The sequence below is a fragment of the Azospirillum ramasamyi genome (genome assembly GCF_003233655.1).
Lineage (GTDB): Bacteria > Pseudomonadota > Alphaproteobacteria > Azospirillales > Azospirillaceae > Azospirillum > Azospirillum ramasamyi.
Genome location: NZ_CP029830.1, coordinates 212,377 through 235,817 on the forward strand (window position 1 = coordinate 212,377; position 23,441 = coordinate 235,817).

Here is a 23,441-nt window from a genome sequence, read left to right on the forward strand (position 1 = left end):
CGGCACTGCTGTTGCGGGGACTTGCGGCCATGCCGCCCGGCGTCCTAAGCGTTAGCCATGGCCACGATCCTCGAAGCCCTGACGCTCGCGCTCGACCTGCATCTCGCCGGCCGCTTCGGCGAAGCGCAGGAACTGTATACCCGCATCCTCGACGCCGAGCCGGAACAGCCCGACGCGCTGCATTACCTGGGCGTCCTGGCCGGGCAGATCGGCCGTGGCGACTTCGGCCTGACCCTGATCGACAAGGCCGTCGCCCTGCGGCCGGAGGCGGCCGACATTCGCGCCAACCGGGCGAACCTGCTGCGCGGCCTGAACCGGCTGGACGAGGCGGAGGCCGGCTATCGCTGCGCGCTGGCCCTGCGCCCCGACTTTGCGGAGGCATGGACCGACCGCGCCTTCGCCCGCCATGGCCGCGGCGATGCCGGTGCCGTCGATGGTGCGGCGGATCTGCTGGAACGCGCCCTGCGGATCGAACCGGCGCTGGAGCCGGCACGGGAGAAGCTGGTCGCCCTGCTGCACGCGCGCGGCCGGCTGCGGCTGGAAGCCGGGCAGGTGACGCCGGCCCTGACCGATCTGATCCGCGCCGCCGCCCTCGACCCGCAGGACGCCGACATCGCCTTCCTGCTGGGCAACGCGCTGTTCGCAACGGGGCTGCGGGCGGATTCGGTGATCGCCTTCCGCAACGCCCTGGCGCTGGTGCCCGATTTCCTGTCGGCGGCGCTGAATCTGGGCATCGCGCTGGCCGCGACCAACCGCGCCGACGCCGCCCTGGCGCCGTTGCGGCATGCCGTCCGCATCGATCCGGCCCATCCCGCCGCCCGCGATACGCTGGGCCTGGCGCTCCGGTCGCTCGGACACGCCGCGGAAGCCGACGCCCTCACCGCCCCCGCCATGGAGCCCGCAGCGGTGAGCAAGCCGCCCGCCAAGCGCCCCTCCCCCCGCCGGCCCCGGCGGGGGGAGGGGCGGGGCTGATGAGCGGGCCTAAACAGCGGATCTCACGGCCAGAACCACCAGCCCCATCACCGGCTCCCCGCTTTCGAAGCGCAGCCGCTCGCGGTCGCAACGCCGAACCTCCAGCCCCGCCCCTGCCAGGGCAGCGCGCACATAGGCTTCGGCATGGGCATAGCGTCCGTGGGTGGCGACGCGGTGCGGGCGACCATCCTCCGCCGCCAGTTCCTCCACCGTGAAGGCCAGCCGGCCGCCGTGGCGCAGCGCCGCGCGGGCCGCCGCGAAGGCCTCGTCCAACACGCCGAAATAACAGAACACGTCGGCCGCCATCACCAGGTCGAAGCCCCCCGGCGCGCCGGCGAGGAACGCGACCAGTTCCGCCGCGTGCAGTTCGTCGTAAAGGCCGCGGGCGCGGGCGCGTTCCAGCATGCCGTCCGACAGGTCGACGCCGACCAGCCGCCGGGCGCGCGGCCGCAGCGAGGCCGCGCACAATCCGGTGCCGCAGCCGGCATCCAGCACGTCCAGGCCGCCGTCCGCCCTCTCGCCCGCCAGCAGCCCGGCCAGCAGGGCTGGCGCACGGTAGTCCAACTCCGCCAGCTTGCGGTCGAATTCCTCCGCGAACAGGTCGAAGGTCTGGCGCACGTAGTCGTCGGGCGCGCGCGGGTCGGCCTCCTCGCCGGCGATGGCGGCGCCGATGTGGCGGGCCAGCGGGTTGCCGGGATGGTCGCGCCGCCAGCGCCGGGCAAGCTCCACCGCTTCCTCCGTACCGCCCAGTTCGTGCAGTAGGTAGAGCACGGCGGCGAAATTGTCGTGGGCGTCGGCCCAGTCCGGCCGCAGCGCCAGCGCCCGCCGGTAGCACGCCGCCGCCTCGCCGAAGCGGTCGAGGTCGCGCCACAGGTTGCCGCGGTTGTTCCACGCCTCCGCATGGTCCGGCCGCAGGGCCAGCGCACGGCAGAACGCGTCCTCCGCCTCCACCCGCCTTTCGGCCTGCCGCAGGACGGAGCCGAGATTGTAGTGGGCCATCCCCTCGTCCAGGCCATGCGCGACGGCGGCGCGATAGGCGGCGGCGGCCTCGTCCAGCCGGCCCAGCGCGCGCAGGGCGTTGCCATGGTTGTTGTGGGTGCCCGCCAGCGTCGGGTCGGCGGCGAGCGCGCGGGCGTAGAGCGGCTCCGCCCCCGCCGGATCGCCGGCAGCGGCCAGCGCGTCGGCCTGCCGGCTGAGCCGGACCGCCGGCGGCAGGGCGCCCGCCCGCAATCCACCGCGCGAGGACAAGCGTGACCCGGCCATTGCGTCTTCCTCCACCATCGAAAACACCGTCGATATCAATGGCATCTTTACCGTGATCCACCGATGATGGCACTCCCTTTGAGGGAACGGGCATCTGGGACGGGGCGGGACCGTGGCGAAGGACAGCAGCAGGCTTGCGCAGGCAGTCGCACACCATCAGGCCGGGCGCCTTGCCGAGGCGGAGCAGGGCTACCGCGCGGCGCTGTCGGCCGACCCGCAACATCCCGACGCGCTGCACCTGCTGGGCGTGCTGTCGCTGCAATCCGGCCGGGCGGATGAGGCGGTCGCTTTGATCGGCAAGGCGCTGGAGCGCTCGAAGGGCGTCGCCGATTATTGGGACAATCTGGGCAGCGCGCTGCGCGCAGCGGGGCGTGCCGCCGACGCCATCCAGGCCCACCGCAGCGCGGCGACGCTCGATCCCGGCGGAGCGCAGCGGCGGCACAATCTGGGCAACGCCTTGGCCGCTTCGGGGCGCCACGACGAGGCGGAGAGGGCCTACAGCCTCGCGCTGGCGCTGAAGCCGGACTATGCCAAGGCCTGGTACAATCTCGGCAACGGCCGCGCGGCCGTCCGCCGCCATGCCGACGCCGCCGTCGCGCTGGATCGCGCGGTCCGGCTTTCGCCCGGCATGGCGGAGGCGCACAACAATCTCGGCAACACCCTACAGGCGCTGGGGCGCTTCGATGAAGCTGCTGCCTGTTTCGAGGACGCGCTGGCGCGGCAACCCGACCTTGCCTCCGCCACCTACGGCCTGTCCCTGCTGGCTCTGCGGCATGGCGATCTGCCACGCGGCTGGACGGGCTACGAGCGGCGTTTCGCCGCCGGGGAGGCGACGCCGGACCGCCGGATCGCGGCGCCCCGCTGGAAGGGCGAGGTGTTGCGCGGCAAGCGCCTGATGATCTGGCGGGAACAGGGGGTGGGACACGAGATCCTGTTCGCGTCCTGCTATCCCGACGTCATCGCCTGGGCGGGCGGGCCGGTCGTCATCGAATGCGATCCGCGTCTGGTGCCGCTGTTCAGCCGCTCCTTTCCCAAGGCCACCGTCCGGGCCGAAAGCTGCACCGGTGACGCTTTCGGCGGCGGTCCGCGCGAGACCATCGATCCGCCGGATTACGACCTCCAGGCCCCGGCCGGCGACCTGCCGCACCGGCTGCGCGAGAGCCTGTCCGCCTTCGAGCCGCAAGGCGCCTGGCTGGTTCCCGACCCGGCGCTGGTGGAGCATTGGCGCGCGCGGCTGGCGGCGCTGGGACCGGGGCTGCGGGTCGGCATCGGCTGGCGCGGCCAGGAGATGACCGCCGACCGCAAGGCCTCCTACGTGATGCTGGAGCATTGGGGGCCGCTGTTCGCCCTGCCCGGCGTGGTGTTCGTCAACCTGCAGCATGGCGACTGCGACGCCGAGCTTGCGGCGGCCGAAGCGCGCTTCGGGGTGCGCATCCACCGTTGGGGCGATCTGGACCTGAAGGACGACTTCGACGGGGCGGCGGCGCTGACGGCGAACCTGGATCTGGTGATCTCGCCGGCCATGTCGGCGGGGGAATTGGCCGGGGCGCTGGGGGTGCCGGTCTGGCGCTTCGGCCACCGCGACTGGACGCAGCTCGGCACCGGGGTCCGTCCCTGGTTCCCGTCCATGCGCCTGTTCCAGCCCAACCCCGGCGAAGGGTTGGAGACGACGATGCAGGCCATCGCCGGGGCCCTTCGCGCCGCTTTGCCGGAAGGCGCCTTGCCGCAGCCCGCCGAGCCGCCGGCCCAGTCCCCCACCCCGCCGGCCGATTTCGACGCCTTGCTGAACCATGCCGTCGCCCTGCACCGCGCCGGCCATGCGGCGGAGGCGGAGGCCGGCTATCGCGCCGCCCTTGCCGCCGATCCCGCGCGGGCCAACTCCGGACATGCCGATGCGCTCCATCTTCTGGGGCTTCTTCTGCACCAATCGGGGAACAGCACCGACGCCCTGGATTTCATCGCCGAGGCATTGCGCCTCGATCCCGTCTTTCCCCATGCCTGGAACCATCTGGGCCTGATCCACGAGGCCGAAAAGCGGCATGCCGAAGCCTCCCGCGCCTTCGCCCGCGCGCTGGCGCTGCACCCCGCCTTCCCCGAAGCGCTGACCCATCTGGGGCTTGCCCATCAGACCGGCGGCCATCAGACCGGCGGGCAGGTGGCGGAGGCCATGCGGCTGCACCGCCGCTCCATCGCGGTTCAGCCCGAGAATCCGCCCGCCTTCGCCAATCTCGGCCATGCCTGCGAACTGGCGGGACGGAGCGGCGAGGCGACCGCCCATTACCGGCGCGCCCTGGCCCTCCAGCCGGACTCCGCCGACGCCCACAACAACCTTGCCACCATGGCGATGTACGCCGGCCGACAGGGGGAGACGAGGCGCCATCTGCAATACGCCTTGCGGATCGCCCCGAACTTCGCGCTCGCCGCCTGGAATCTCGGACTGATCGACCTGACCGACGGCAAGCTCGACCGCGGTTGGGAGGGCTATGCCCGCCGCTTCTCCGCCCGGCAATTGCAGCGCGCCCGCAGGATCGACCGTCCGCAGTGGAATGGGGAGAGCTTGCGCGGACGCCGGCTGCTGGTCTGGTCGGAACAGGGGGTGGGCGACGAAATCCTGTTCGCCTCCTGCTTCGACGCGCTGCGGGAACTTGACGGGCCGGTGACGGTCGAATGCGACCGGCGGCTGGTCAGCCTGTTCGCCCGCTCTTTCCCCGGCGTCTCGGTGCGGGCCGAAACCACCGACGCCGCCGGACGGGAGACGGTAAACCCGCCCGATTGCGACCTGCAGATGCCAGCCGGTAGCCTGCCCGCCCTGATCCGCGACCGGCTGGACCGCTTCCCGTCCCGCCCCGCATTTCTGCGCCCCGATCCGGAACTCCTCGCCCTGTGGCGAAACCGGGTCGCCGCCCTGCCCGGCCTGAGAGTCGGGCTGGCCTGGCGCAGCCAGATCGTCACCGCACAGCGCGCCGCCTCCTACACCGGACTTGCCGACTGGCTGCCTCTGCTCGACCTGCCCGGTGTCAGCGTCGTCACGCTGCAATATGGCGACTGCGCCGCCGAACTGGCGCGGGTGGAAACGGCGTCGCGCCGGCTGCATCGGTGGGACGACCTGAACCTGAAGGACGATTTCGAAGGGGTGTCCGCCCTCATCGCCAATCTGGATCTGGTGATCTCGCCGGCGACCGCGGTTGGCGAACTGGCCGGCGCGCTGGGCGTTCCCATTTGGCGGCTGGGCTCCCGCGACTGGACTCAACTGGGCGCCGGCGTACGGCCCTGGTACCCGTCGATGCGGCTGATCCAGCCCGGTCCGGGCGAAGGGATGGCCGACGCCACCGTGAAGGCGGTGCGCGCGCTGACCGCACTGGCGCCGGCCTGATGGGCGCCGTCGGCACGCTGCTGGCGCGGGCCTTCGACCACCACCAGACCGGCGGCTTCGATGAAGCCGAAGCGCTTTACCGCCATGTTCTGGAGAGCGATCCGGCCAGCTGGAAAGCCCTTCACCGCTACGGACTTCTGATTGCCCAGCTCGGCCGGCTGGAGGAAGCCGATGTGCTGCTCGCCCGCAGCGTGGTGCTGGAGCCTGCCGATGCGGAGGCCGCGGTCAACCATGCCAAGATCCTGCGTGCGCTGCGGCGGCCCGACAGGGCGGCTGGCCGTTTCCGCCAGGCCCTGCTCCTGTCCCCCGCCCTGCTTGCCGCGCAGGAGGGACTAGGCCATGCGGAGCGGGAGCGCGGGGACATCCCGGCGGCGGCAGGCGCCTATGGCCGGGCAGCCCTACTCGGTGCCGGGGCGGCCCTGCTGCATCAATGGGGGATCGCTCTCGACGGTTTGGGCCGCAGCGGAGACGCGGTGGCGGCGCTGCGCCGGTCGGCCCGCCTCGACCCGACCGTTCCATCGGTCGCCGCGCGACTGGCCGCGATCCTGTGCCGGCTGGGCCGCCAAGGCGAGGCCGCATGGTGGTATCGCCGCATGCTGATCCTCCAGCCCGATCATGCCGATGCCTGCGTCGCAATGAAAGTCATCGCCGGACGGGCCCTCAACCACGGCGATGGACCGACGCCGGCATAACCCTTCACGGCAAAGGGTGGGTTGGTCTCCGGTTGGTGTTGCCCAGAGTGATATCAAGATCCCACGACAGTGACATACCGTTATACAACCGGGCGGATGCGACACTTTTTTGCATGGTTTGAGCGCATAAAACGCAAGAATAGGGTTGTTCTGCGGTTCAGATGGGTGAACACTCTTGTTACCGGCCCGTCACATTGCGGCGGGACGCGGACTGATCCTATGGAGAGCGACTCATGCACACTGAAGCTCGCCTTTCGTCTCTGCAAGAAAAGCACATGCGCCTCGATCGCGCGATCCTCGACGAGGAAAAGCGGTCCTGGCCGGATGACAGCGCGGTGAAGCGCCTCAAGCTTGAAAAGCTGCACGTCAAGGAAGAGATCGATCGCCTGACGCGCTCCGGCACTATGAATTAATCCCCCAATCACAGCATCGCCCCCGAACGGGGTTTGAAAAGCCGGGTTGAGGTTATTGACCTCTCCCGGCTTTTTTAATGACCGCTTTTTTACGGCGGCCTTCAAGGGGCGCCGCTCAGCCCGTCGGCTCCTTGAGGCGCGACAGCGCCGACGCCACTGCCGGCAACAGATCGCTAACCTGCTGCCCTGGGCGGGCCCGGAAAAGCCGCATCGACGGGAACCAGGGCCGCACCGCCGTTCCCAATGCCGTCCAGTCCCCCGGCAGCGCCAGCCGCCAGACCGGGACACCCAGCGCCGCCGCCAGTTCGCCGGTCGATGTGGCAGGCGCGATCACCAGATCCAGCGCCGACATCAGCGCCGCGGTGCCGTCGAGGTCGTTGCGCAGGTCGAGGTCGGAGAACAGATGCGGCGCCCGGCCGAAGGCTTTTGACGCTGCCGCCAGTTCAGCCCCGCAGTCGCCATATTGCAGCGTGACCGGAACGAGTCCGGGCAGGGTCAGCACCGGCCTCCAATCCTCGATCCGCGTATAGCTGGGCATGCGGTCCGGATCCAGCTGGCCACTGCGCCAAGCGATGCCGACCCGCAAGCCGTCACCCAGCGCGGCGAGCCGCCGACCCCATTCCTTCACCGCCGCCGGGTCGGCCCGCAGGGCCGGTCCGACGTCGGCGAAATCGGCAAGAGTGCCCCCGAGGTGGCGCGGCAGCGAGCCGATCGCGACATGGCAATCGACATCCGCAGCGGGGGCGTCCGGTGACGCCGGAATGGACCGGACGGTCGCCTGCGGGAAGGACCGGGTGAACAGCGGGACGAAGCGCGGATCGCATTCCACCACCACATGCCCGGCACGGGCGATCAATTCCGGCAGACGCTGCGCGAACATCAACTCGTCGCCGATGCCCTGTTCGCGCCAGACAAGGATCCGCTTGCCCGCCGGATCCTCTCCGCCCCAGGCCGGCACGCCGGGGCGGCGGGCCGCCGTGACGAGATCGCGCGTGTCGAAGCGTCGATCGTAGCCGCCCCATCCCTGCGCCAGCCGACCGGCGGCCAGATGCAGCACCCCGCCGTTGAAGGCGGCGGATGCGTGGCCGGGCTCCACCGCCAGGGCGCGGGCGCAGGAGAGTCCGGCCGCCGCATCCTGCCCCAGTTCTCGCAGAAGCCTGCCGCGGTTCGCCAGTCCGTCGGCCAATGCCGGCTGCAGCGTCAGCGCCAGACACCCGGCGCGTTCCGCCGCCCCCGGACGCCCGAGGCGCCGCAGAGCCACCGACAGGTTGATCCAGCCGGCCACCAGTTGCGGCGCCCGGCGCAGCGCCTGGACATGCGCCTGCTCGGCTTCGCTCCACCGGCCGTGCCGGGCCAGCATCGCGCCAAGATTGTCATGCGCCTCGGCCAGTTCAGGATCGGCGGCGACCGCCCATCCCTGAACCCGCAGAGCGGCCCCGCTCCACCCCTGCCCGTCCAGGGCATTGCCGAGATTGGTCAACGCCACAGCGTCAGCCGGCTGGAGGGCGAGCGCCGCCCGGAAGCTCGACGACGCCTCCGCGGCCCGGCCGAGTGCGAGACGGACATTGCCGAGGCTGATATGCGCCGTCGCATATGCGGGAGCGGCGGCGACCGCGGCGGCGATGCGCGGCTCGCCCCGTTCCGATGCGCCCGACTGATGATCGAGCAGGCCGGACAGGTGCAAGGCCACCGGATCCCGTGGACGGCAGGCGAGCACACGCCCATAGAGCGCGGCGGCCCCGGCTGCGTCACCGCCGCGGTGGGCGGCGACCGCCAATTCCAACAGTTGATCCGGGTCGCTATGAGATGACGGGCCGGATTCTGGACCGGATTTTGGGCCGGACCCCGCGTTGGGAACCGGAGCCCGATCGGCGGGTTCGTCGTCCCCTGCCCCCGCGCCGGCCGACGGACCGCCCTCGCCCGGACCTGCATTGTCCTGTGGCGAAGCGCCGGCGCGCAGAGCCTTGGCGATCCGACCCATCACCGCCTCCAACCCTTCGCCGGGGTTGGGTTGGAACAGGCGCATGGACGGGAACCAGGGACGGACCCCGGTGCCGAGCTGCGTCCAGTCGCGATGGCCGAAGCGCCAGACCGGCACCCCCAGCGCCCCGGCCAATTCCCCCGCCGACATGGCCGGCGAGATCACCAGATCCAGGTTCGCCGTCAGCGCCGCCGCCCCGTCGAAGTCGTCCTTCAGGTCCAGATCGTCCCAGCGGTGGATGCACACCCCGAAGCGCGCTTCGGCCGCCGCAAGCTCGGCGTCGCAGTCGCCGTATTGCAGGTTGACGAACACCACACCCGGAATGGCGAACAGCGGCCCCCAATGCTCCAGCATCACGTAGGAGGCCTTGCGGTCTGTCGTCATCAGTTGACTGCGCCAGCCGATGCCGACCCGCAGCCCCGGTCCCAGCGCCGCCAGCCGCGCGCGCCAATGCTCCACCAGCGCCGGGTCGGGGACCAGCCAGGCGCCTTGCGGCTCGAAGGCGGACAGGCTGCCACGCAGCAGTCCCGGCAGGTCGCCGGCCGCCACATGGGCGTCGACATCCGGCGGTTCGATCAATTCCTGGCCGGACGCGCCGACCGACTGCTCCCGCACCGTCGCCGTTGGGAAGGAACGCGCGAACAGCGGCACCAGACGGCGGTCGCACTCGATCACCACATGGCCGGCGCGCGCTATGAGCGACGGAAAGCACGAGGCGAACAGGATTTCGTCGCCCACCCCCTGCTCCCGCCAGACCAGCAGGCGCCTGCCGGTCGGCGCCTCGCCGCGCCAGGGCGGAACGGCGATCCGCCGGCTCACATACCCCTTCGCCCGGAAGCGCCAACGGTAATCGTCCCAGCCGCCGGCAAGATCCCCCCCGGCTAGCCGCAGCAGGCCGCGATTCAGATGCGCGCTGCCCAGCGCCGGATTGATCGAGAGGGCCAGCGACATCCAGGGTTCGGCGGCAGCCGCATCCTGGCGGTACTGCCAGATCAGCATCCCGAGATTGGCTGCGGCATCCGCACTGCGGGCATCGATCGCCAGCGCCTGTCGATGGGCCGCCTCCGCCTCCTCGATACGGCCGCGCATCTGCAGGGCCAGACCATAGCCGGTCAGTGTCTCCGGCCGACCGGGGTTGATCGCCAGCGCCCGCCGGTACAACCGCTCCGCTCCGGCCAGATCGTCGCGGTCCAACCGAATGCTGGCCATATTGGCATAGGCTTCCGTATTCCTCGGTTCGGCCGCCACTGCGCGACGATAGAGATCCTCGGCCGCATCGGTCTGCCGAAGGGCGCCGCGGATGCCGGCAAGATTGATCAGGGCCTTCCCATAATCGGGACGCAGCCGAAGGGCGCGGCGGTACCATCTTGCCGGGGGTCCCGGATCGGCGTCGGGGTCGTACCGGTTCTCCAGCGCGGTGCCGTGGTTGTTGACCACCATCGCGTCGTCCGGGCTGAGCACCATCGCACGGCGCAGGACCGGCAGCGCCGCGTCACCATCCCCGAGGTCGAGCAGCGCCACGCCCAGGTTGTTGCAGGCGCCCTGCAACATCGGCTCGCAGCCCAGTGCATGGCGAAGCCGGGCCACGGCCTCCGGCAGGCGGCCCATGCCCTGCAAAGCGGTGCCGAGCGTGAAATGCAGCAGCGCGTTGCCACCATGGGCCTCCGCAGCCGGAGCCAGGACGTCGCAGGCATCCCGGTAGCGCCCCTGGGCGTTCAGCATCACGCCCAGTTCGACCGACAGCTCCTCGTCCGCCGGCGCATCGACGAGCGCGCGCCGCAGGCAGTCCTCGGCGTCCGGATGGCCCAGCCCGCGCAGGCAGATCGCCAGATGACGCCACGCATCGGGATGCGACGGGTTGGCCTGCACCACCGCGTAGAAGGCATTGGCCGCCGGCCCGATCCGGCCCAGTTCCCGTTGCAGTATGCCGTAACCGAAGCGGGCCGTGATGTTGTCCGGCCCGTATGTCAGGGCGCGGACATAGTCTTCGACCGCCTCCTCCCGCCGGCCTAGCCCCCGGAGAACCGTTCCGCGGTTGTTGTAGGCTTCGGCATAATGGTCGTCCTGTCCGATCGCCCGCGCATAGGCATCCAGCGCTTCGTCCAGCCGGCCGATGTCCGCCAGGATGTTGCCGAGACTGTTCCAGGCCACCGGGAAATGGGGCTGCGCCGCCAGCGCGGCCCGCAATCGCCTCAACGCCGCGGCGGGCAGCCCGGCGCGATGGATGATCAAAGCCGACAGGTGCAGCGCATCGGCGTTCGCCGGATCAGCGATCAGGATCCGGCGGTAGAGAGCCAGCGCCTCGGCGAACCGGCCGGCCCGATGAAGCGGCAATGCGGCGTCGAGAAGTTCGGCGAGGGTCACGGCATCCGATCGTTTGCCGGTGCATCGTCGTCGTCGCCCGTCCCGCCGTCAGCGCTTCCGCCATCGCCGGTCCCGCCATCGCCGGACTTGAACATCTTGCGGCAGAGCTTCAGCGCCCGGTAGTAGTTGCGGGCTTCGACGAGGCGTTCGATCTCGCCCAGCGTCTTGGCGGCGTCGGGCCGTGCCTGGCGCGTTTCGTCGAGGATCGATGCGAAGCGCTGGAGGTTCAGCGTCGCATCCTCCGGGAAGATGTAGACGAGCTGGATGACGAAATAGAGCTTCTTCTCGATACTGTCGATCTGCTCTTCCTTCAGGACTTCGCGTCCTCTCAGGAAGTTGGCGGTGTTGTAGAGGAAGAACGAGCCGGGACGGTCACCGGCACCGATGACGGCACCGTTGATGATGACCTTCTCGTTGGGGCGAAGAACGAACTTGAGCGGCATGAGTGCGGAACCCGGGGCTTGCGGGCCATTGCCGTCCGGCCTTTGCCGGCCCGGCCAGGACCCAAAAAAGAAACGGGCGGCGGCCTGATGCCGCCGCCCGCCGGGCGTGATCCTACCCGAACTCCCTACCCGAACTCCACGCCTTAGAACAGACGCAGGATCGACTGCTGCGACTGGTTGGCCAGCGAGAGGGCGATGGTGCCGAGCTGCTGACGGGTCTGCAGCATCAGCAGGCTGGCGCCTTCCTCGTTCTGGTCGGCCAGCGTCAGCTTGCTGGCGCCTTCCGACAGCACGTCGCTGAACTCCTTGGTGAAGTTCTCGCGGGTCGTGATGATGTTCAGGTTGGTCGACAGCGACTGCGACGCGGAACGGATCGTCGCCTTGGCGTTGTCCAGGCCGGCCACCGCCTTGTCGATGTCGGCGCGGTCGGTCCAGTCGTTCTGCGCCTCGTCGAGCTTCAGGCCCTGGCCGCTGGTCGACAGGTTCACGGCGTTCACGGTGATCGAGTTGGTGTTCGTCTCGTTCAGCTGAACCGTGATGTCGTTCGACGAGTTGGCGTCGGAGACCTGCTTGGTGACAATGTTGGCCGAGCAGTTGGCGTCCGCCGCCTGCTTGATCGTGGCAGCATCGACGTTCACGCGAACGGTGCCGCTGTCGAAGGCCCACGCCTGCTCGCCGCCGGACAGCTTGCTGTCGCCCTGCTCGTTCATGCCGTCGCGGGTGATCTGGGCGCCGTTGGAGTTGGTCACCTGGATCTGCAGGTCGACCTTCTTCTCGATGGTCGAGATGCCGTTGCCCTGGTTGTTCGCCGCTTCCAGCAGCTTGCGGTCGACGGTGAAGGACACCACCGTGCCCGACGCGAAGCTTTCCGAGATCTTCTTGGTCAGCGCGTTGGTCGTGCTGGCCGTCACGGTGAAGTCGCGGACCACGCCGGCGGTGGTCGCACCGGTCAGGACGATCGTGTTGCCGGAGCCCAGCGAAGCGGTGGCGACGTCCTTGCCCTGCAGGCGGCCGCTGGTGATGGCGTTGCTGATCGATGCCACCAGCTGGGCGGCGACGTTGCCGCTTCCGCTCATGCCCACGGCGACGTCGCCGGAGGTGGCGGTGTAGCTGAAGGTCTGGCCTTCGACGGTGATGCTGAAGATGTCGCCTTCTTCGATGGTGCCGCTGACGTTCACGCCCGACTGCTGCGCGTTGCCGGCCGTGGCGGCCTGCGCCAGATTGGTCGTCATCGTCTGCGTGTTGTCGAAGTAGGAGATCGTGCGGCTTTCGTTGCCGTCCGACACGATGAAGTCGCGGGTGCGGCCGTTGGCGCCGCGGACTTCGATCTGGACGTTGGAGAAGCTGCCCGACGTGCTGGACATCGTGCCCGACAGCTTCAGGCCGGTCAGGCCATGGGCGTTCTCGGCCTTGCCGATGTCGGCGGTCTTGCCCTCGATCGAGCCGTCGCCCTGGATGCGGATCGAATAGGTGTCGGCCCGTTGGACGTTGGTGACGCGGGCGTTGTCGACACCCGTGATGGTGTTGACGGCGGCGCGGGACTCGCTGGTGCTGTCCATGCTCATGCCGTTGCCGGCGATCAGGTTCTTGCCGCCGTAACCGCTGTCGGCGGCCAGCTTGTCGATCTGCCCGCGAAGCGTGTTGAACTGGGCGGCCAGCGACTTGCGGGTGGCCACGGAGGCGGCGTCGTTACCCAGCGCGGCGTAGGCCGCGGTGGTCAGGCCCTTGGCCTGGTCGACCATGGAGTCGATGGCGGTCAGACCCTTGTCGGCGGCCTGGATGGTGCTGATCGACTGGCCCATCGCGTCCTTCAGCGACGTCAGGTCGCCGGCGCGCTGGTTCAGGCCCTTGGCCGAGAAGAAGGCGGTCGGACCGTCGAGGGCGGTGTTGATCTTGTTGCCCGTCGACAGGATGTTCTGCTTCTTGTTGATCTGTTCCTGCGTGCTCTGCAGCTGCAGCAGGTTGGTCCGCATCGAAGAGGAGAGGGTAACGTTGCCAGCCATGATGGCCACTCCTTTGGAGGATCGATATCCGGTAGCACCCCTCTTTGGAAGCGCCGGTTACCGGAAGGGGACTAATTCCCCCATCAAAGGAGTAGGCAAGAAGCGGGCCAGTTCAATTTTGCCGGGTTTCCTTGGAAATCCATGCCGGTCGGCAGAAAAGCACCCGGCAAAATTTGCCGACCCCTCGGCAGATTCTGCCGGTCAGGCGGCAGGGCTTGCCGGGGCGGCAGAATCTGCCGGGTATTTCCTGCCGGGCAGGACAACCGTTTCGCACATCGCGAGCGGCCCCACCGCAACTGCGGCGCTGCCCCAGGACCAGCCGACGCCGAAGCCCGACAGCAGCAGCCGGCATGTCCCCGCCGCGAGCGGCGCCGCCAGCGCGCCGGCGATCGCCAGCGGGATGGAGGCGGAACTGGTGTTGCCGACGTCCCGCAACGCCACCACGGTCCGGTCGGCCGCCACGCCCAGCTTCTGGCCGAGATGGCGGATCATCTGGGCGTTGGCCTGATGCAGGACGAGGTGGTCGACCGCTTCCATCGCCCAGCCGGCGGCGTCGAGCGCGGCACGCAGGCTGCCGGGGACTTCGCGCAAGGTGAAGGCGAAAACCTGGGTTCCATCCATGAACAGGCGCGCCGGCCGGTCGGGATGGCGCATCGCCCCGCCCTCCGCCGTCAGGTAGGGAGCGCCGGCACCGTCGCTGCCGAGATCGAACGCCATGGGCGCCGCGGCACCGTCCAGTTCGAGAGCGGTCGCCGCCGCGCCGTCGCCGAACAGCGGGGCCACCGCCCGGTCGTCCGGATCGACCAGGCGGGAGGTGGTATCGCCCACCAGCAGAAGCGCCCGCCGTCCGGCGGCCTTCAGCAACCCCGCCGCGGTCCACAGCCCATAGACGAAGCCGGAGCAGCCATGGGTGAGGTCCAGCACGGCGGCACCCTTGCGCAGCCCCAGCCGCCTGTGCAGGAGCGACGCGGTGCCGGGAAGCGTGTGGTCGTGGGTCTGGGTCACCAGGACCAGCAGGTCGATGCTGCCGGGTTCCCAGCCGAGCCCGTCGAGCAGGCGGCGCGCCGCGGATTCGGCAAGGTCGCTGGTGCATTGACCGGGGGCGGCGATACGCCGCTCCGCGATGCCGGTGGCGGCGGCGATCCGGCGCGCAGCCTCCTCGCCGAAGCGGCGGGCGAGGTCGTCGACCGTCTCGCGCCCTTCCGGCACACAGCCGACGATGCCGCGCACGCAAACCCCGTCGATCCGGCTGGCGACCATCTCCGCCCCTCCCCTGTCATTTCCGGCCGTCACCCACCGCCCGAGCCGGCACCGCCTCAGCAGGTGATGCCGCCGTCCACCGTAAGGGTCTGTCCCGTGATGAACCCGCCGCCGTCGCCCAGCAGGAACCGGACCAGCGGCACCACGTCCGCCGCCGTGCCGAGCCGGCCCAGCGGCGTGCGGCGGACGATCTGGTCGCGCTGCCCGTCCGACAGGGTGCCCGACATTTCGGTGTCGAGATAGCCCGGCGCCACCGAATTGACGGTGATCGCCCGCCGGCCGACCTCGCGCGCCAGCGCCCGCGTCAGGCCGTCCAGGCCGGCCTTCGACGCCGAATAGGCCGCCAGCCCGACATAGCCGCGCTGCCCGATGATGGAGGAGATGTTGACGATGCGCCCCCCCTTCGCACCGGCGCCGCGCTCCACCAGCTTGGCGCGCAGGAAGGCGCGGGCGGCCTGCAGCGCTCCGGTCAGGTTGGTCTGGATCACCGCCTCGGCATCCACCTCCGGGAAGGTCGCCAGCACACCTTCGCGCGCGATGCCGGCATTGTTGACCAGCCCCCACAGCCGCGAGCCGCCGCCCCAGGCGACGGCGGCGTCGAAGAAGGCGCGCACATCGTCGCCCTCGCCGATGCGGCAGGACTGCCAGAACAGGTCGGGTCCGGCCAGCCGCTCCAACGCCGCGGAGGACGAACGGCTGCAGGTGGACACCCGGTAGCCGTCGGCCAGCAGCGCCTCGACCAGCGCAAGGCCGAGGCCGCGGCTGCCCCCGGTGACGATGACGTGACGCTTCGGTTCCACGGCAGCGGGCGCGGTCATGCGGCTCCCTTTCGGCTCTTCTTGCCCGCCGCGCTCAGCGGGATATGGTCGGCGAAGGTCAGCGCGCGCGGCCGCGCGGCCGGCGGCAGGTCTGCGGTGGACGCGCGCAGGGCCGCCCTCAGCGCCGCCGCGTCGGCACCCGGTTCGGGCACGATCGTGGCGGTCAGGAGATGGCCGGTGATCGGGCTCGGCACCGCCGACACGGCGGCGTCGGCCACCCCGCCGACCGCCAGCAGACGGCGCTCCACCGCCTCGGGCGAGACCTTCACCCCGCCGACATTGACCAGCCCGTCCAGCCGGCCGGCGAACAGCACGCGGTCGCCACGCCGTTCCACCAGATCGCCGGTGGACAGCCAGCCTTCCGCATCGGCCACGCCCGGTGCGGCGCGCGGGCTGCGCACCTCCAGCACGCCGTCCGCGATGCGCAGGGCAAGCCCGTCCGGCGCCTCGTCCAGCCAAGCCGCCGGGAAGCCGGCGCGGCCGTCGGCGACGGCGAACAGCGCCCCGGCCTCGGTCGAGGCGTAGATGTGGCGCAGACGCGCGCCGGGAAACCGCTCCGCCAGCCGGTCGAGCAGCGGCTGGTCGGCCGCCTCCCCGCCCAAGGTCACCGCCCGAAGCGGCAAATCGGCGGCACCCGGCGTCATCAGGAGGGCGCGCCAGAAGCTCGGCGTAGCACTGACATGGGTGACGGCATGGCGGCGCGCCGCCTCCGCCAGGGCGGCGACGCCGCCGCCGGAAGCGGCTCCCGGCACGGCGACCAGCAGCGCCCCGGCCGCCGCCGCGGTCAGCATCACCTGCAGGCCGGCGAAGGTGCCCGGATCATAGGTCAGCAGCCAGCGCGCCCCTTCCTCCGCCACGCCGCGCAGCCGGCCGCGCAGCCGGTCGAACCCGTGACGGAGCCGTTTGGGCGTGCCGGTGGTCCCCGAGCTTTCCAGCGTGACGGTAAAACCCGGCCCCGGCCGCCATCCACCGGGATCCGCCGCGCCGCGGGCCAGCAGCAGCCCCTGCCCCGCCGCGTCGGCGGCGGCCAGCGCCGCCAGCACGCGCGACGGCCGGTCGGCCCGCATCACGCCGCCCGCCGGCACCGCCAACCCGGCAAGCTCCGGCCAGCCGAACAGCTCCTCCCCCTCGATCAGGCGGAAGGCGGGATGGATCCAGGCGGGGCGGCGCTCGGTCATGCCGGGACGGTGTAGAGTGCAGCCAGCTCTCCGACCGTGGTGAACTGGAGGAAGCCTTCGCGGAAGGGATCCTGGCCGGTCCGCTGCTCCAGCACCACCAGCAGCGTGGCGAGGTCGAGGGAGTCGATGGGCAGTCCACCATCGAGGAAGCGGCTATCGGCGGTCAGCGGCGGCAGCACCTCGCCCTTGTCGGCGGCGATGCGGCCGAGTTCCTCGGCGATCAGGGAGAAGATGGGGCCGGCGGCGGCAGGGTTCGTCATGGAAGCTCAGTTCTGGCTGGAGACATCGTCGCAGCCGTCCAGAAAGGCGCGGATGGCGGCGGTCGCCGGGCTGGCGGCCTCGATATGCGGCAAGTGACCGGCGCCGCCGAAGACCCGGAACGGGGCGCCCGGCGGCAGGCGGTCGGCGGGCGGCAGCGGGATGATCCGGTCGGCGCCCCCCCACAGAACCTGGATCGGCATCGGATAGGCGCGCCAATCCACCGGCGGGCCGCCGTCGGCATGGCCGGCGAAGGAGACGTCGATGATCCGCTCCAGCCCCGCCCGGCGGACCGGGTCGGCGCCCTGCGCATGCAGCACCTCGCCGAAGCGCGGGATCAGCGGCGACGGCCCGGCGAACAGGCGCGCCGCACAGGCGCGACCCTCCGCCACGTCGGCCGGCGCCACGGCCCGCCTGAGAAAGCCGAGGTCGAAGGGCGTGCCCAGCCCGGCGCTGGAAAGCAGGGTCAGGCTCGCGACCCGACCGGGCGCCAGCAGGGCCAGTTCACGCCCCACATAGCCGCCCATCGAATGGCCGATCACATGCACCCGCGCCAGTTCCAGCGCGTCGAGGAATTCGACCAGCCAAGGGGCGAAGTCGGAAACCCGGCCGCTGCCGACATCGGGGGTGGAACCGCCATGGCCCGGCAGGTCCACGGCAACGGCGCGCCGCCGGGACGACAAAGCGGAGAGGTTGAACTGCCAGGTCAGCCGGTCGCCGCCGAAGCCATGCAGAAGCAGGACGGGCACACCGCCGCTGCCGACCGACAGGTAGGACGCCGGACCGCCGGCGACGGTGGCGACACCGGCGCGCAGGCGGCTGCCTTCCGAAACGGGCCTGGAAACAGGACGAGGCACCGTTCAGGCCGCGACCGGGGCACCCGCCAGGGCCAGCAGATCGGCGACGGTCTTGGCCTTGGCCAGCTTCTCGCCTTCCACCACCACGCCGGTCTTCTCGTCGACCAGCGCGATGAAGCTGATGACGGCCAGCGAATCCCAGGACTCCAGCGATTCCAGGACTTCATCGCCGGTCAGCGTGCCGGGATCCAGTTCGAGCATCTCGTCAAGAGCGAGCAGGAAGTCTTTGCGATCCATGGGCTGGTCTCCTTTATAGGCGTCGTGAAGGCGGTTCGGCGGGTTCCGGTCGATCGCACCCGTTCTGCCGCGCCCGTTGTATGGACAGGCCCCCGGACGGGCGTATCTCGTCAGTGCAGCGTCTTTTGCCGGACCGCACGGTTGATGTCCATCCAATCGGGGTGGTCGCGAAGCAGTTTGCAACAATCCTGCCAGCCGAAGGCGGGATTGGACGGCAGCAGAGCCTCCAGCAGGCGCCGCACCAGTTCGTAGTCGGCGGGCTCGTCCACGCACCAGCGCTGATCGGGCGGCTCCACCGGCTCGGCCGGCACCAGCGCGGTCCCCAGCCGGAAACGCTCCGGCCGGCGGTAGATGTAGGGGGTGACATGTTCCCGCTCGGCCGGATCGGCGGCTTTGGCCGCCGCCTCGTCCAGCAGGCGGCGCGGCAGGATCTCCGCATCCAGGCCGCGCGGATACCGGGTGCTGTCGATCGACAGATAGTCCAGCGACGGATCGTCGCGGAAGGCGGCGATGAGACGGCCGACCAGCGCCGGATCGATCAGCGGGCAATCGGCGGTGACCCGCACCACCAGATCCGCCCCGGCGAGGGCCGCCGCGCCGGCGAATCGGCCGAGCACATCCTGTTCGTCGCCGCGGAAGACCGCGACGCCCAGGCTTTCTGCGCATTCCGCCACCGGGTCGTCGGCGGCGTTCACCGTCGTCGCCAGAACCACCGCGTCCAGGCCGGGCGCGCGGGACAGACGGTCCAGATGATGGGCCAGCAGCGGCCGGCCGGCGGCCGGCATCAGCACCTTCCCGGGCAGGCGGGTGGAGGTCATGCGGGCTTGCGAAATGGCGACGATGCGCGGCTTATCCATGTGGCTCCTTCCCCCGAGGCGCCAGCATCTCCCAGCCCAGCGGCTCCCCCCGGCGCAGGCGGCGGGCGGCGCGGCGGCCCAGCACCTCGGGCAGGTGTTTCGGCGCCATGCCGAAGCCAGGGCGGATGGAGCGGACATTGGCGGCGGTCAGCGGCTCCCCCGCCTCGACGTCGGCGACGACATAGAGCGAGCGGCGATAATCGCGCCCGCCGGCCTCACTGGGTTTCACCATGTAGTCGACGCGGCCCATGGCGGCGGTCGCCGTACGGACGGCCTCCGCCATCGCCTTGAATTCCGCCGGCTCCAGGGAAAAGGCGCTGTCCACCCCGCCGTCGGCGCGCGACAGGGTGAAATGCTTCTCGATCACCGTGGCGCCCATCACCGCGGCGGCGACCGGCACGGCGATGCCCTGGCTGTGATCGGACAGGCCGGCGGCGATGCCGCCGAAACTCTCCGCCAGATGCGGGATCGTCCGGAGATTGCACTCCTCCGGCGGCGTGGGATAGCCGCTGACGCAATGCAGCAGGGCCAGCGGCACGTCGCCGGCCGCCGCCACCGCCTCCTCGATCTCGCCCAGCGTGGCGAGGCCGGTGGAGATGATCAGCGGCCTGCCCGACCGCGCGGCGCGGCGGATCAGCGGCAGATCGATCAGCTCGAAGGACGCGATCTTGAAGGCCGGCGCGTCCAGCTCCTCCAGCAGTTCGACGGCGGTCTCGTCGAAGGGGGAGCTGAAGATTGTCAGCCCCAGCGCCCGCGCCCGCTCGAACAGCGGCGCATGCCACTCCCACGGGGTGTGAGCCTCGCGGTAGAGGTCGTGCAGGGTGCGTCCGCCCCACAGCCCGCCCTCCAGCCGGAAGCCGGGACCGTCATGGGCGATGGTGATGGTGTCGGCGGTGTAGGTCTGCAGCTTGACCGCATCGGCCCCCGCCTCCTTCGCCGCATCCACCAGCGCCAGGGCGCGGCCCAGGTCGCCGTTGTGGTTGCCCGACATCTCCGCGATCAGATAGGGCGGATGCCCCTGCCCGATCGGCCGGCCGGCGATGGACATGGGAGGACGAGTCTTGGTGGGATGAGCGGGAACGGCGTTCGGCACGGGTCGGCTTTCCAACGGGAAACGGGGCGGCTGGATCAGTCTTCCACGAAAACGTGAAGGAAGGTTAATTCGTGCCGGCGCGTTCGGCGCGCAGGATCTCCCGTGCCTCCTCGCCATAGGCCAGAAGCCGCTCGACGCAGCGGCGCCGGTCGCCGATCACGGTGAAGCGGTTCTTGGCGGCGACGGCGGCGGCGGCATGGGCGGCGGCGTCCGTGGCGAGGGTCACGGCGCGCTCCAGATAGGCGCCGGCATCCGCCACGCAGAAGTCCGGACCGGAGACGCTGGCGCCGTCGCCCCAGCCATAGGTGACCACCGGCACCCCCTCCGCCAGGGCATAGGCGGCGCTGCCCCCGCCGCCCTGCCGCGGCGGGTTGAGGAAAACGCGGCAGCGGCCGTAGAGCGCCCGGATATCGGGAACATGCCCGAGGCAGCGCATGCGCTCCACATTGCGCAGCGGAGCGAGACGCTTCGGCAGATCCCGCACCTCGCCGGCGAAGACCAGCGCGGCGCCGGGACAACGGTCCAGGATTTCGTCGAACAGCGCCAGCATCTCCGCATTCACCTCATTGGCCAGGCGGTTGCCGACCACCACGAACAGCGCCGTGCCGTGGGGAAAGCCGGTCTCGACCCGGACGCCGTCGGACGGCGGCGGCGTGAAGCCGAAGGTGAAGGGGCGGAAACGGCGGGCGAAGGGCGCCCGGTACAGCGCGGGGATCGAGCGGGTGTGGTCCTCCTCCTCATATCCCAGCACGATGGGCGCCAGCGACAGCGTGATGCCCGAACTGGTTGGGATCGACACCACCGGCCGGGCGCCCGCATCGGCGAACAGATCCGCGACGATGTTCGACCCGCCGAACGAGACGATCAGGTCGGGATCGTAGCCGTCGATGGTCTCGACGATCACAGCCAGCTTGCTCCGGCTGAATGCCGGTTCGGTGAACGAGGCGACCTTGACCTGCCGGCCGAACATCCTCAACGCGAAGACGCCCTCCAGGTTGGTCGCCATATCCGCCACCATTGGCGGGATGAAGACGCTCTCCACCCGGTTCGGCAGACCGTTGACGTTGATGATGGCGACGTCCAGCCCGAACTCGTCCTGCATGCGGGCGGCGAAGTCGAAGCAGTCGCGGGTCGGCTGGTGGCCCTGGTTGGTGAACTGGTTGGTCACGACCGCCACCCGGCGGATCGGTCCGTCGCGCAGGGGCGCCGCGGCCGGTGTCAGTTCCCAACGCCGCGCCAGCTGCCTGACCATCGCGGTGTAATAGCGAAACAGATCGCAAGCCACGAAGCTCGCCTGCTTTTCCCCGTGGGCCATCCCCAGGAACAGCTGCCGCATCATGCACCAGTGGACGGAATGCAGCACCACCGGATCGGCGCTGTCGCCCCCCAGTATCAGGTAATGCAGGATCCGCTCGTAGTGGTAAAGGTCGCCGGTCAGCAGGAACAGGACCGAGCGCAGACGGATCGTGTCGTTCGACGGCGCCTCGCGCTCCAGCCTGTCAGCCAGCGCCAGCCGGCTGTCCAGGTCGAGGTCGCGGCGCAGCTCTTCGCAGAGCGCGGTGAAGCGGTTGATCCTGTCCGCATCGAACTGCCGGTCGGTCAGGAAGACCATCAGCGCGTCGGCCGCCGCGGACAGGCGGTCGGACGGACCAGTTTCCGGCATCGTAAGGACCTTTCAACTGCGGACAGCCTTCCCGTGTGTACCGCCGCCGCAACCGGCCGCGCAAGCGGGCTTTGCCGGAAGGAAAGGCTCCATCCCTCATGCCGCGGCGCAGCAGAAGTCGTTGCGCCGCAAGCGGGAATGCGACACACTCGACAAAGACCATAATTTTATGATGGATTTTTCCATGGCTGGTTTCGACAGCGCCGCCGGTCCGGCCGGCGTGGTGACCGGACTGATCGAGAAGGCCGCGGCGGAGTTGGACACGATGTCCGATGCCGCGGGCGAGATCGCGCCGGAAGTCGGCGATCTCACCGGCATCCTGGTGGAGGCGCAACGCGTCGCCGACCGCGCCGCGCTGGATCTGCGCCGGCTGGCCCGAAAGGTGCCGCGCGCGGCGGACTGACACGGCGTGCCGCCCGCCTACAGCTTCAGACCGGCGACCCCATCCAGGATCGCCCCCTCGGCCAGTGCGCGGCGCTCCAGCTTGGCGCCGAACAGCTTGGCGCCGGTCAAGTCGGTGCGGGCGAGGTCGCAGCCGCGCAGGTTGGCGAAGGAAAGGTCGGCGTTGCCCAGATTGACCGAACGCAGGCAGGCGCCGCTGAGGTCGGCGTAGCGCAGCTTGGCCCCCGACAGGTCGGCCGGGCGGGAGCGCTGCTCGTCGAACACCAGAGGCCGCAGGTTGACGTTGCGCAGGTTGGCGTTGTTCAGCTTGGCGTGGCGCAGGCTGATGCCGCGCAGGTCGCCGTCGGCGAGGCTGGCGCCGCGCAGGTCCGACTTGTCCAGCACCGCCGCCTGCAACTGAACGCCCGACAGGTCCAGGCCGTAGAGCGTCGCACCCTGCGCCCGCAGCATGGTCAGGCACATGTGGGCTAGCGACGGCGCATGACGCAGGTCGAATCCCGACAGGTCGAGCATCGCGCCCTGCGCCCCGCTCGATCCCACCCAGGCCATATGGTCGGCCAGCAGATCCTCCAGCGACCGCCCCAACTCCGCCACCACGCGGCCGACCGGCTTGTCGGTCAGCGCCTCTTCCACGTCGGCGTCGGTCAGGTCGGTCATCACCATGGTGGCGCCGGTCAGCACGGCCCCGCGCAGGCAGGCGCCGCGCAGATCGGCGCCGGACAGGTCGGCGCCCTCCATGTTGGAACCGGTGAAGTTGGCGCCGCGCATGGTGGCCCGCACCAGCTTGCAGCCGCGCATCACCGCATCGGAAAAGTCGGTGTGGATGGCCATGACGCCCGACATCCGGGCGTTGGTCAGGTTGGCCCCGGACAGATCCGCGCCGTCGGCCTCCGCCGGGCTGGCGTCGATCTGCACCATGTGCAGATGGCCGGAGCGGTCCTTCTCGGCCAGGGAGCCGTCGCGCAGATCCGCTTCGAACAGGTTGGCGCCGACCAGGATGGCGCCGCGCAGACAGGCGCCGCGCAGGTCGGCCTTGATGAGGCTGGCGCCGTCGAAATTCGCCTGCCGCAGATCGGCGACGAAGAAGGAGGCGCAGTCCAGCCGCGCCCCCGCCAGATTGGCGCCGCGCAGCCCGGCCCCGACGAAATCCGCATGGGCCAGATCCCGGCCCGACAGATCGAGCCCGGACAGATCGCAGAAGGACAGGTTGGCGCGCGCGCCGCCCATCCGGGCATTGCGGAACATCTCGTGCCGCCGCACCGCCTGATCGAGCTGCGTCTGGTCGAGACGCTTGAGCGTGCGATTCTGCACCAT

19 protein-coding genes are annotated in these 23,441 nt (G+C 70.3%); 5 read left to right on the forward strand and 14 right to left on the reverse strand.

Annotated elements, in window-relative coordinates:
* Window positions 1–57 precede the first annotated feature (57 nt).
* Window positions 58–972, forward strand: a complete 915-nt coding sequence (locus tag DM194_RS13615; protein ID WP_111068140.1) for a tetratricopeptide repeat protein — start codon at window positions 58–60, stop codon at window positions 970–972.
* Between the two features lie 9 nt (window positions 973–981).
* Here DM194_RS13615 and DM194_RS13620 read toward each other — a convergent pair whose 3' ends face one another.
* The gene (locus tag DM194_RS13620; protein ID WP_111068141.1) at window positions 982–2,235 is read right to left on the reverse strand and encodes a tetratricopeptide repeat protein; all 1,254 of its coding nucleotides are present in this window, start codon (window positions 2,233–2,235) and stop codon (window positions 982–984) included.
* Window positions 2,236–2,347: 112 nt separating this feature from the next.
* Here DM194_RS13620 and DM194_RS13625 point away from each other — a divergent pair, with 112 nt between their 5' ends.
* From DM194_RS13625 to DM194_RS13635, 3 genes are all read left to right on the forward strand, one after another.
* A complete protein-coding gene (locus DM194_RS13625; protein WP_111068142.1) occupies window positions 2,348–5,608 on the forward strand; it encodes a tetratricopeptide repeat protein in 3,261 nt (1,086 codons plus the stop codon).
* On the forward strand, window positions 5,608–6,300 hold the full coding sequence (locus DM194_RS13630; RefSeq protein ID WP_111068143.1) for a tetratricopeptide repeat protein: 693 nt from the start codon (window positions 5,608–5,610) through the stop codon (window positions 6,298–6,300). The genes DM194_RS13625 and DM194_RS13630 overlap by 1 nt, the downstream gene beginning before the upstream one ends.
* A 233-nt stretch (window positions 6,301–6,533) precedes the next feature.
* Window positions 6,534–6,713 carry a YdcH family protein gene (locus tag DM194_RS13635; RefSeq protein WP_108547700.1) on the forward strand — a complete coding sequence of 60 codons (180 nt, stop codon included), beginning with the start codon at window positions 6,534–6,536 and terminating at the stop codon, window positions 6,711–6,713.
* 115 nt (window positions 6,714–6,828) lie between these two features.
* On the opposite strand, the gene DM194_RS13640 is transcribed toward DM194_RS13635, so the two are convergent.
* The 12 genes from DM194_RS13640 to DM194_RS13695 form a co-directional block, all read right to left on the reverse strand.
* Window positions 6,829–11,058, reverse strand: a complete 4,230-nt coding sequence (locus DM194_RS13640) for a tetratricopeptide repeat protein (protein ID WP_111068144.1) — start codon at window positions 11,056–11,058, stop codon at window positions 6,829–6,831.
* Complete coding sequence (locus DM194_RS13645) at window positions 11,055–11,501, reverse strand: flagellar biosynthesis repressor FlbT (RefSeq protein ID WP_111068145.1); 447 nt, start codon at window positions 11,499–11,501, stop codon at window positions 11,055–11,057. The genes DM194_RS13640 and DM194_RS13645 overlap by 4 nt, the downstream gene beginning before the upstream one ends.
* 143 nt (window positions 11,502–11,644) lie before the next feature.
* Window positions 11,645–13,504, reverse strand: coding sequence for a flagellin N-terminal helical domain-containing protein (locus tag DM194_RS13650; RefSeq protein ID WP_111068146.1), 1,860 nt, complete (start codon window positions 13,502–13,504; stop codon window positions 11,645–11,647).
* Between the two features lie 201 nt (window positions 13,505–13,705).
* Complete coding sequence (locus DM194_RS13655) at window positions 13,706–14,764, reverse strand: ketoacyl-ACP synthase III (protein WP_111068147.1); 1,059 nt, start codon at window positions 14,762–14,764, stop codon at window positions 13,706–13,708.
* 56 nt (window positions 14,765–14,820) lie between these two features.
* Window positions 14,821–15,582, reverse strand: coding sequence for an SDR family NAD(P)-dependent oxidoreductase (locus DM194_RS13660; RefSeq protein ID WP_111068148.1), 762 nt, complete (start codon window positions 15,580–15,582; stop codon window positions 14,821–14,823).
* The gene (locus DM194_RS13665; RefSeq protein ID WP_111068149.1) at window positions 15,579–16,760 is read right to left on the reverse strand and encodes an AMP-binding protein; all 1,182 of its coding nucleotides are present in this window, start codon (window positions 16,758–16,760) and stop codon (window positions 15,579–15,581) included. Before DM194_RS13665 ends, DM194_RS13660 begins: the two co-directional genes overlap by 4 nt.
* A complete protein-coding gene (locus DM194_RS13670; RefSeq protein ID WP_111068150.1) occupies window positions 16,757–17,020 on the reverse strand; it encodes an acyl carrier protein in 264 nt (87 codons plus the stop codon). The genes DM194_RS13665 and DM194_RS13670 overlap by 4 nt, the downstream gene beginning before the upstream one ends.
* 6 nt (window positions 17,021–17,026) lie before the next feature.
* Window positions 17,027–17,875 carry an alpha/beta fold hydrolase gene (locus DM194_RS13675; protein WP_111068151.1) on the reverse strand — a complete coding sequence of 283 codons (849 nt, stop codon included), beginning with the start codon at window positions 17,873–17,875 and terminating at the stop codon, window positions 17,027–17,029.
* Between the two features lie 3 nt (window positions 17,876–17,878).
* Window positions 17,879–18,112, reverse strand: a complete 234-nt coding sequence (locus DM194_RS13680; RefSeq protein WP_111068152.1) for a phosphopantetheine-binding protein — start codon at window positions 18,110–18,112, stop codon at window positions 17,879–17,881.
* A gap of 110 nt (window positions 18,113–18,222) precedes the next feature.
* Entirely contained in the window at window positions 18,223–18,969 is a 747-nt protein-coding gene (locus tag DM194_RS13685) for a cytidylyltransferase domain-containing protein (protein ID WP_111068153.1), read from the reverse strand.
* Window positions 18,962–20,017, reverse strand: coding sequence for a pseudaminic acid synthase (gene pseI / locus DM194_RS13690; protein ID WP_111068154.1), 1,056 nt, complete (start codon window positions 20,015–20,017; stop codon window positions 18,962–18,964). The genes DM194_RS13685 and pseI overlap by 8 nt, the downstream gene beginning before the upstream one ends.
* Window positions 20,018–20,126: 109 nt before the next feature.
* The gene (locus DM194_RS13695) at window positions 20,127–21,725 is read right to left on the reverse strand and encodes a glycosyltransferase (protein WP_111068155.1); all 1,599 of its coding nucleotides are present in this window, start codon (window positions 21,723–21,725) and stop codon (window positions 20,127–20,129) included.
* 184 nt (window positions 21,726–21,909) lie between these two features.
* Here DM194_RS13695 and DM194_RS13700 point away from each other — a divergent pair, with 184 nt between their 5' ends.
* Window positions 21,910–22,128 (forward strand): hypothetical protein, encoded by a 219-nt coding sequence (locus tag DM194_RS13700; RefSeq protein ID WP_111068667.1) that lies wholly within the window; start codon window positions 21,910–21,912, stop codon window positions 22,126–22,128.
* 17 nt (window positions 22,129–22,145) lie between these two features.
* On the opposite strand, the gene DM194_RS13705 is transcribed toward DM194_RS13700, so the two are convergent.
* Complete coding sequence (locus DM194_RS13705) at window positions 22,146–23,441, reverse strand: pentapeptide repeat-containing protein (RefSeq protein ID WP_111068156.1); 1,296 nt, start codon at window positions 23,439–23,441, stop codon at window positions 22,146–22,148.

Coding starts and splice junctions, on each gene's coding strand:
- DM194_RS13615 (WP_111068140.1), top strand. CDS start 58: ATGGCCACGATCCTCGAAGCCCTGACGCTCGCGCTCGACCTGCATCTC.
- DM194_RS13620 (WP_111068141.1), bottom strand. CDS start 2,235: ATGGCCGGGTCACGCTTGTCCTCGCGCGGTGGATTGCGGGCGGGCGCC.
- DM194_RS13630 (WP_111068143.1), top strand. CDS start 5,608: ATGGGCGCCGTCGGCACGCTGCTGGCGCGGGCCTTCGACCACCACCAG.
- DM194_RS13635 (WP_108547700.1), top strand. CDS start 6,534: ATGCACACTGAAGCTCGCCTTTCGTCTCTGCAAGAAAAGCACATGCGC.
- DM194_RS13645 (WP_111068145.1), bottom strand. CDS start 11,501: ATGCCGCTCAAGTTCGTTCTTCGCCCCAACGAGAAGGTCATCATCAAC.
- DM194_RS13650 (WP_111068146.1), bottom strand. CDS start 13,504: ATGGCTGGCAACGTTACCCTCTCCTCTTCGATGCGGACCAACCTGCTG.
- DM194_RS13655 (WP_111068147.1), bottom strand. CDS start 14,764: ATGGTCGCCAGCCGGATCGACGGGGTTTGCGTGCGCGGCATCGTCGGC.
- DM194_RS13660 (WP_111068148.1), bottom strand. CDS start 15,582: ATGACCGCGCCCGCTGCCGTGGAACCGAAGCGTCACGTCATCGTCACC.
- DM194_RS13665 (WP_111068149.1), bottom strand. CDS start 16,760: ATGACCGAGCGCCGCCCCGCCTGGATCCATCCCGCCTTCCGCCTGATC.
- DM194_RS13670 (WP_111068150.1), bottom strand. CDS start 17,020: ATGACGAACCCTGCCGCCGCCGGCCCCATCTTCTCCCTGATCGCCGAG.
- DM194_RS13680 (WP_111068152.1), bottom strand. CDS start 18,112: ATGGATCGCAAAGACTTCCTGCTCGCTCTTGACGAGATGCTCGAACTG.
- DM194_RS13685 (WP_111068153.1), bottom strand. CDS start 18,969: ATGGATAAGCCGCGCATCGTCGCCATTTCGCAAGCCCGCATGACCTCC.
- pseI (WP_111068154.1), bottom strand. CDS start 20,017: ATGTCCATCGCCGGCCGGCCGATCGGGCAGGGGCATCCGCCCTATCTG.
- DM194_RS13695 (WP_111068155.1), bottom strand. CDS start 21,725: ATGCCGGAAACTGGTCCGTCCGACCGCCTGTCCGCGGCGGCCGACGCG.
- DM194_RS13700 (WP_111068667.1), top strand. CDS start 21,910: ATGGCTGGTTTCGACAGCGCCGCCGGTCCGGCCGGCGTGGTGACCGGA.
- DM194_RS13705 (WP_111068156.1), bottom strand. CDS start 23,441: ATGGTGCAGAATCGCACGCTCAAGCGTCTCGACCAGACGCAGCTCGAT.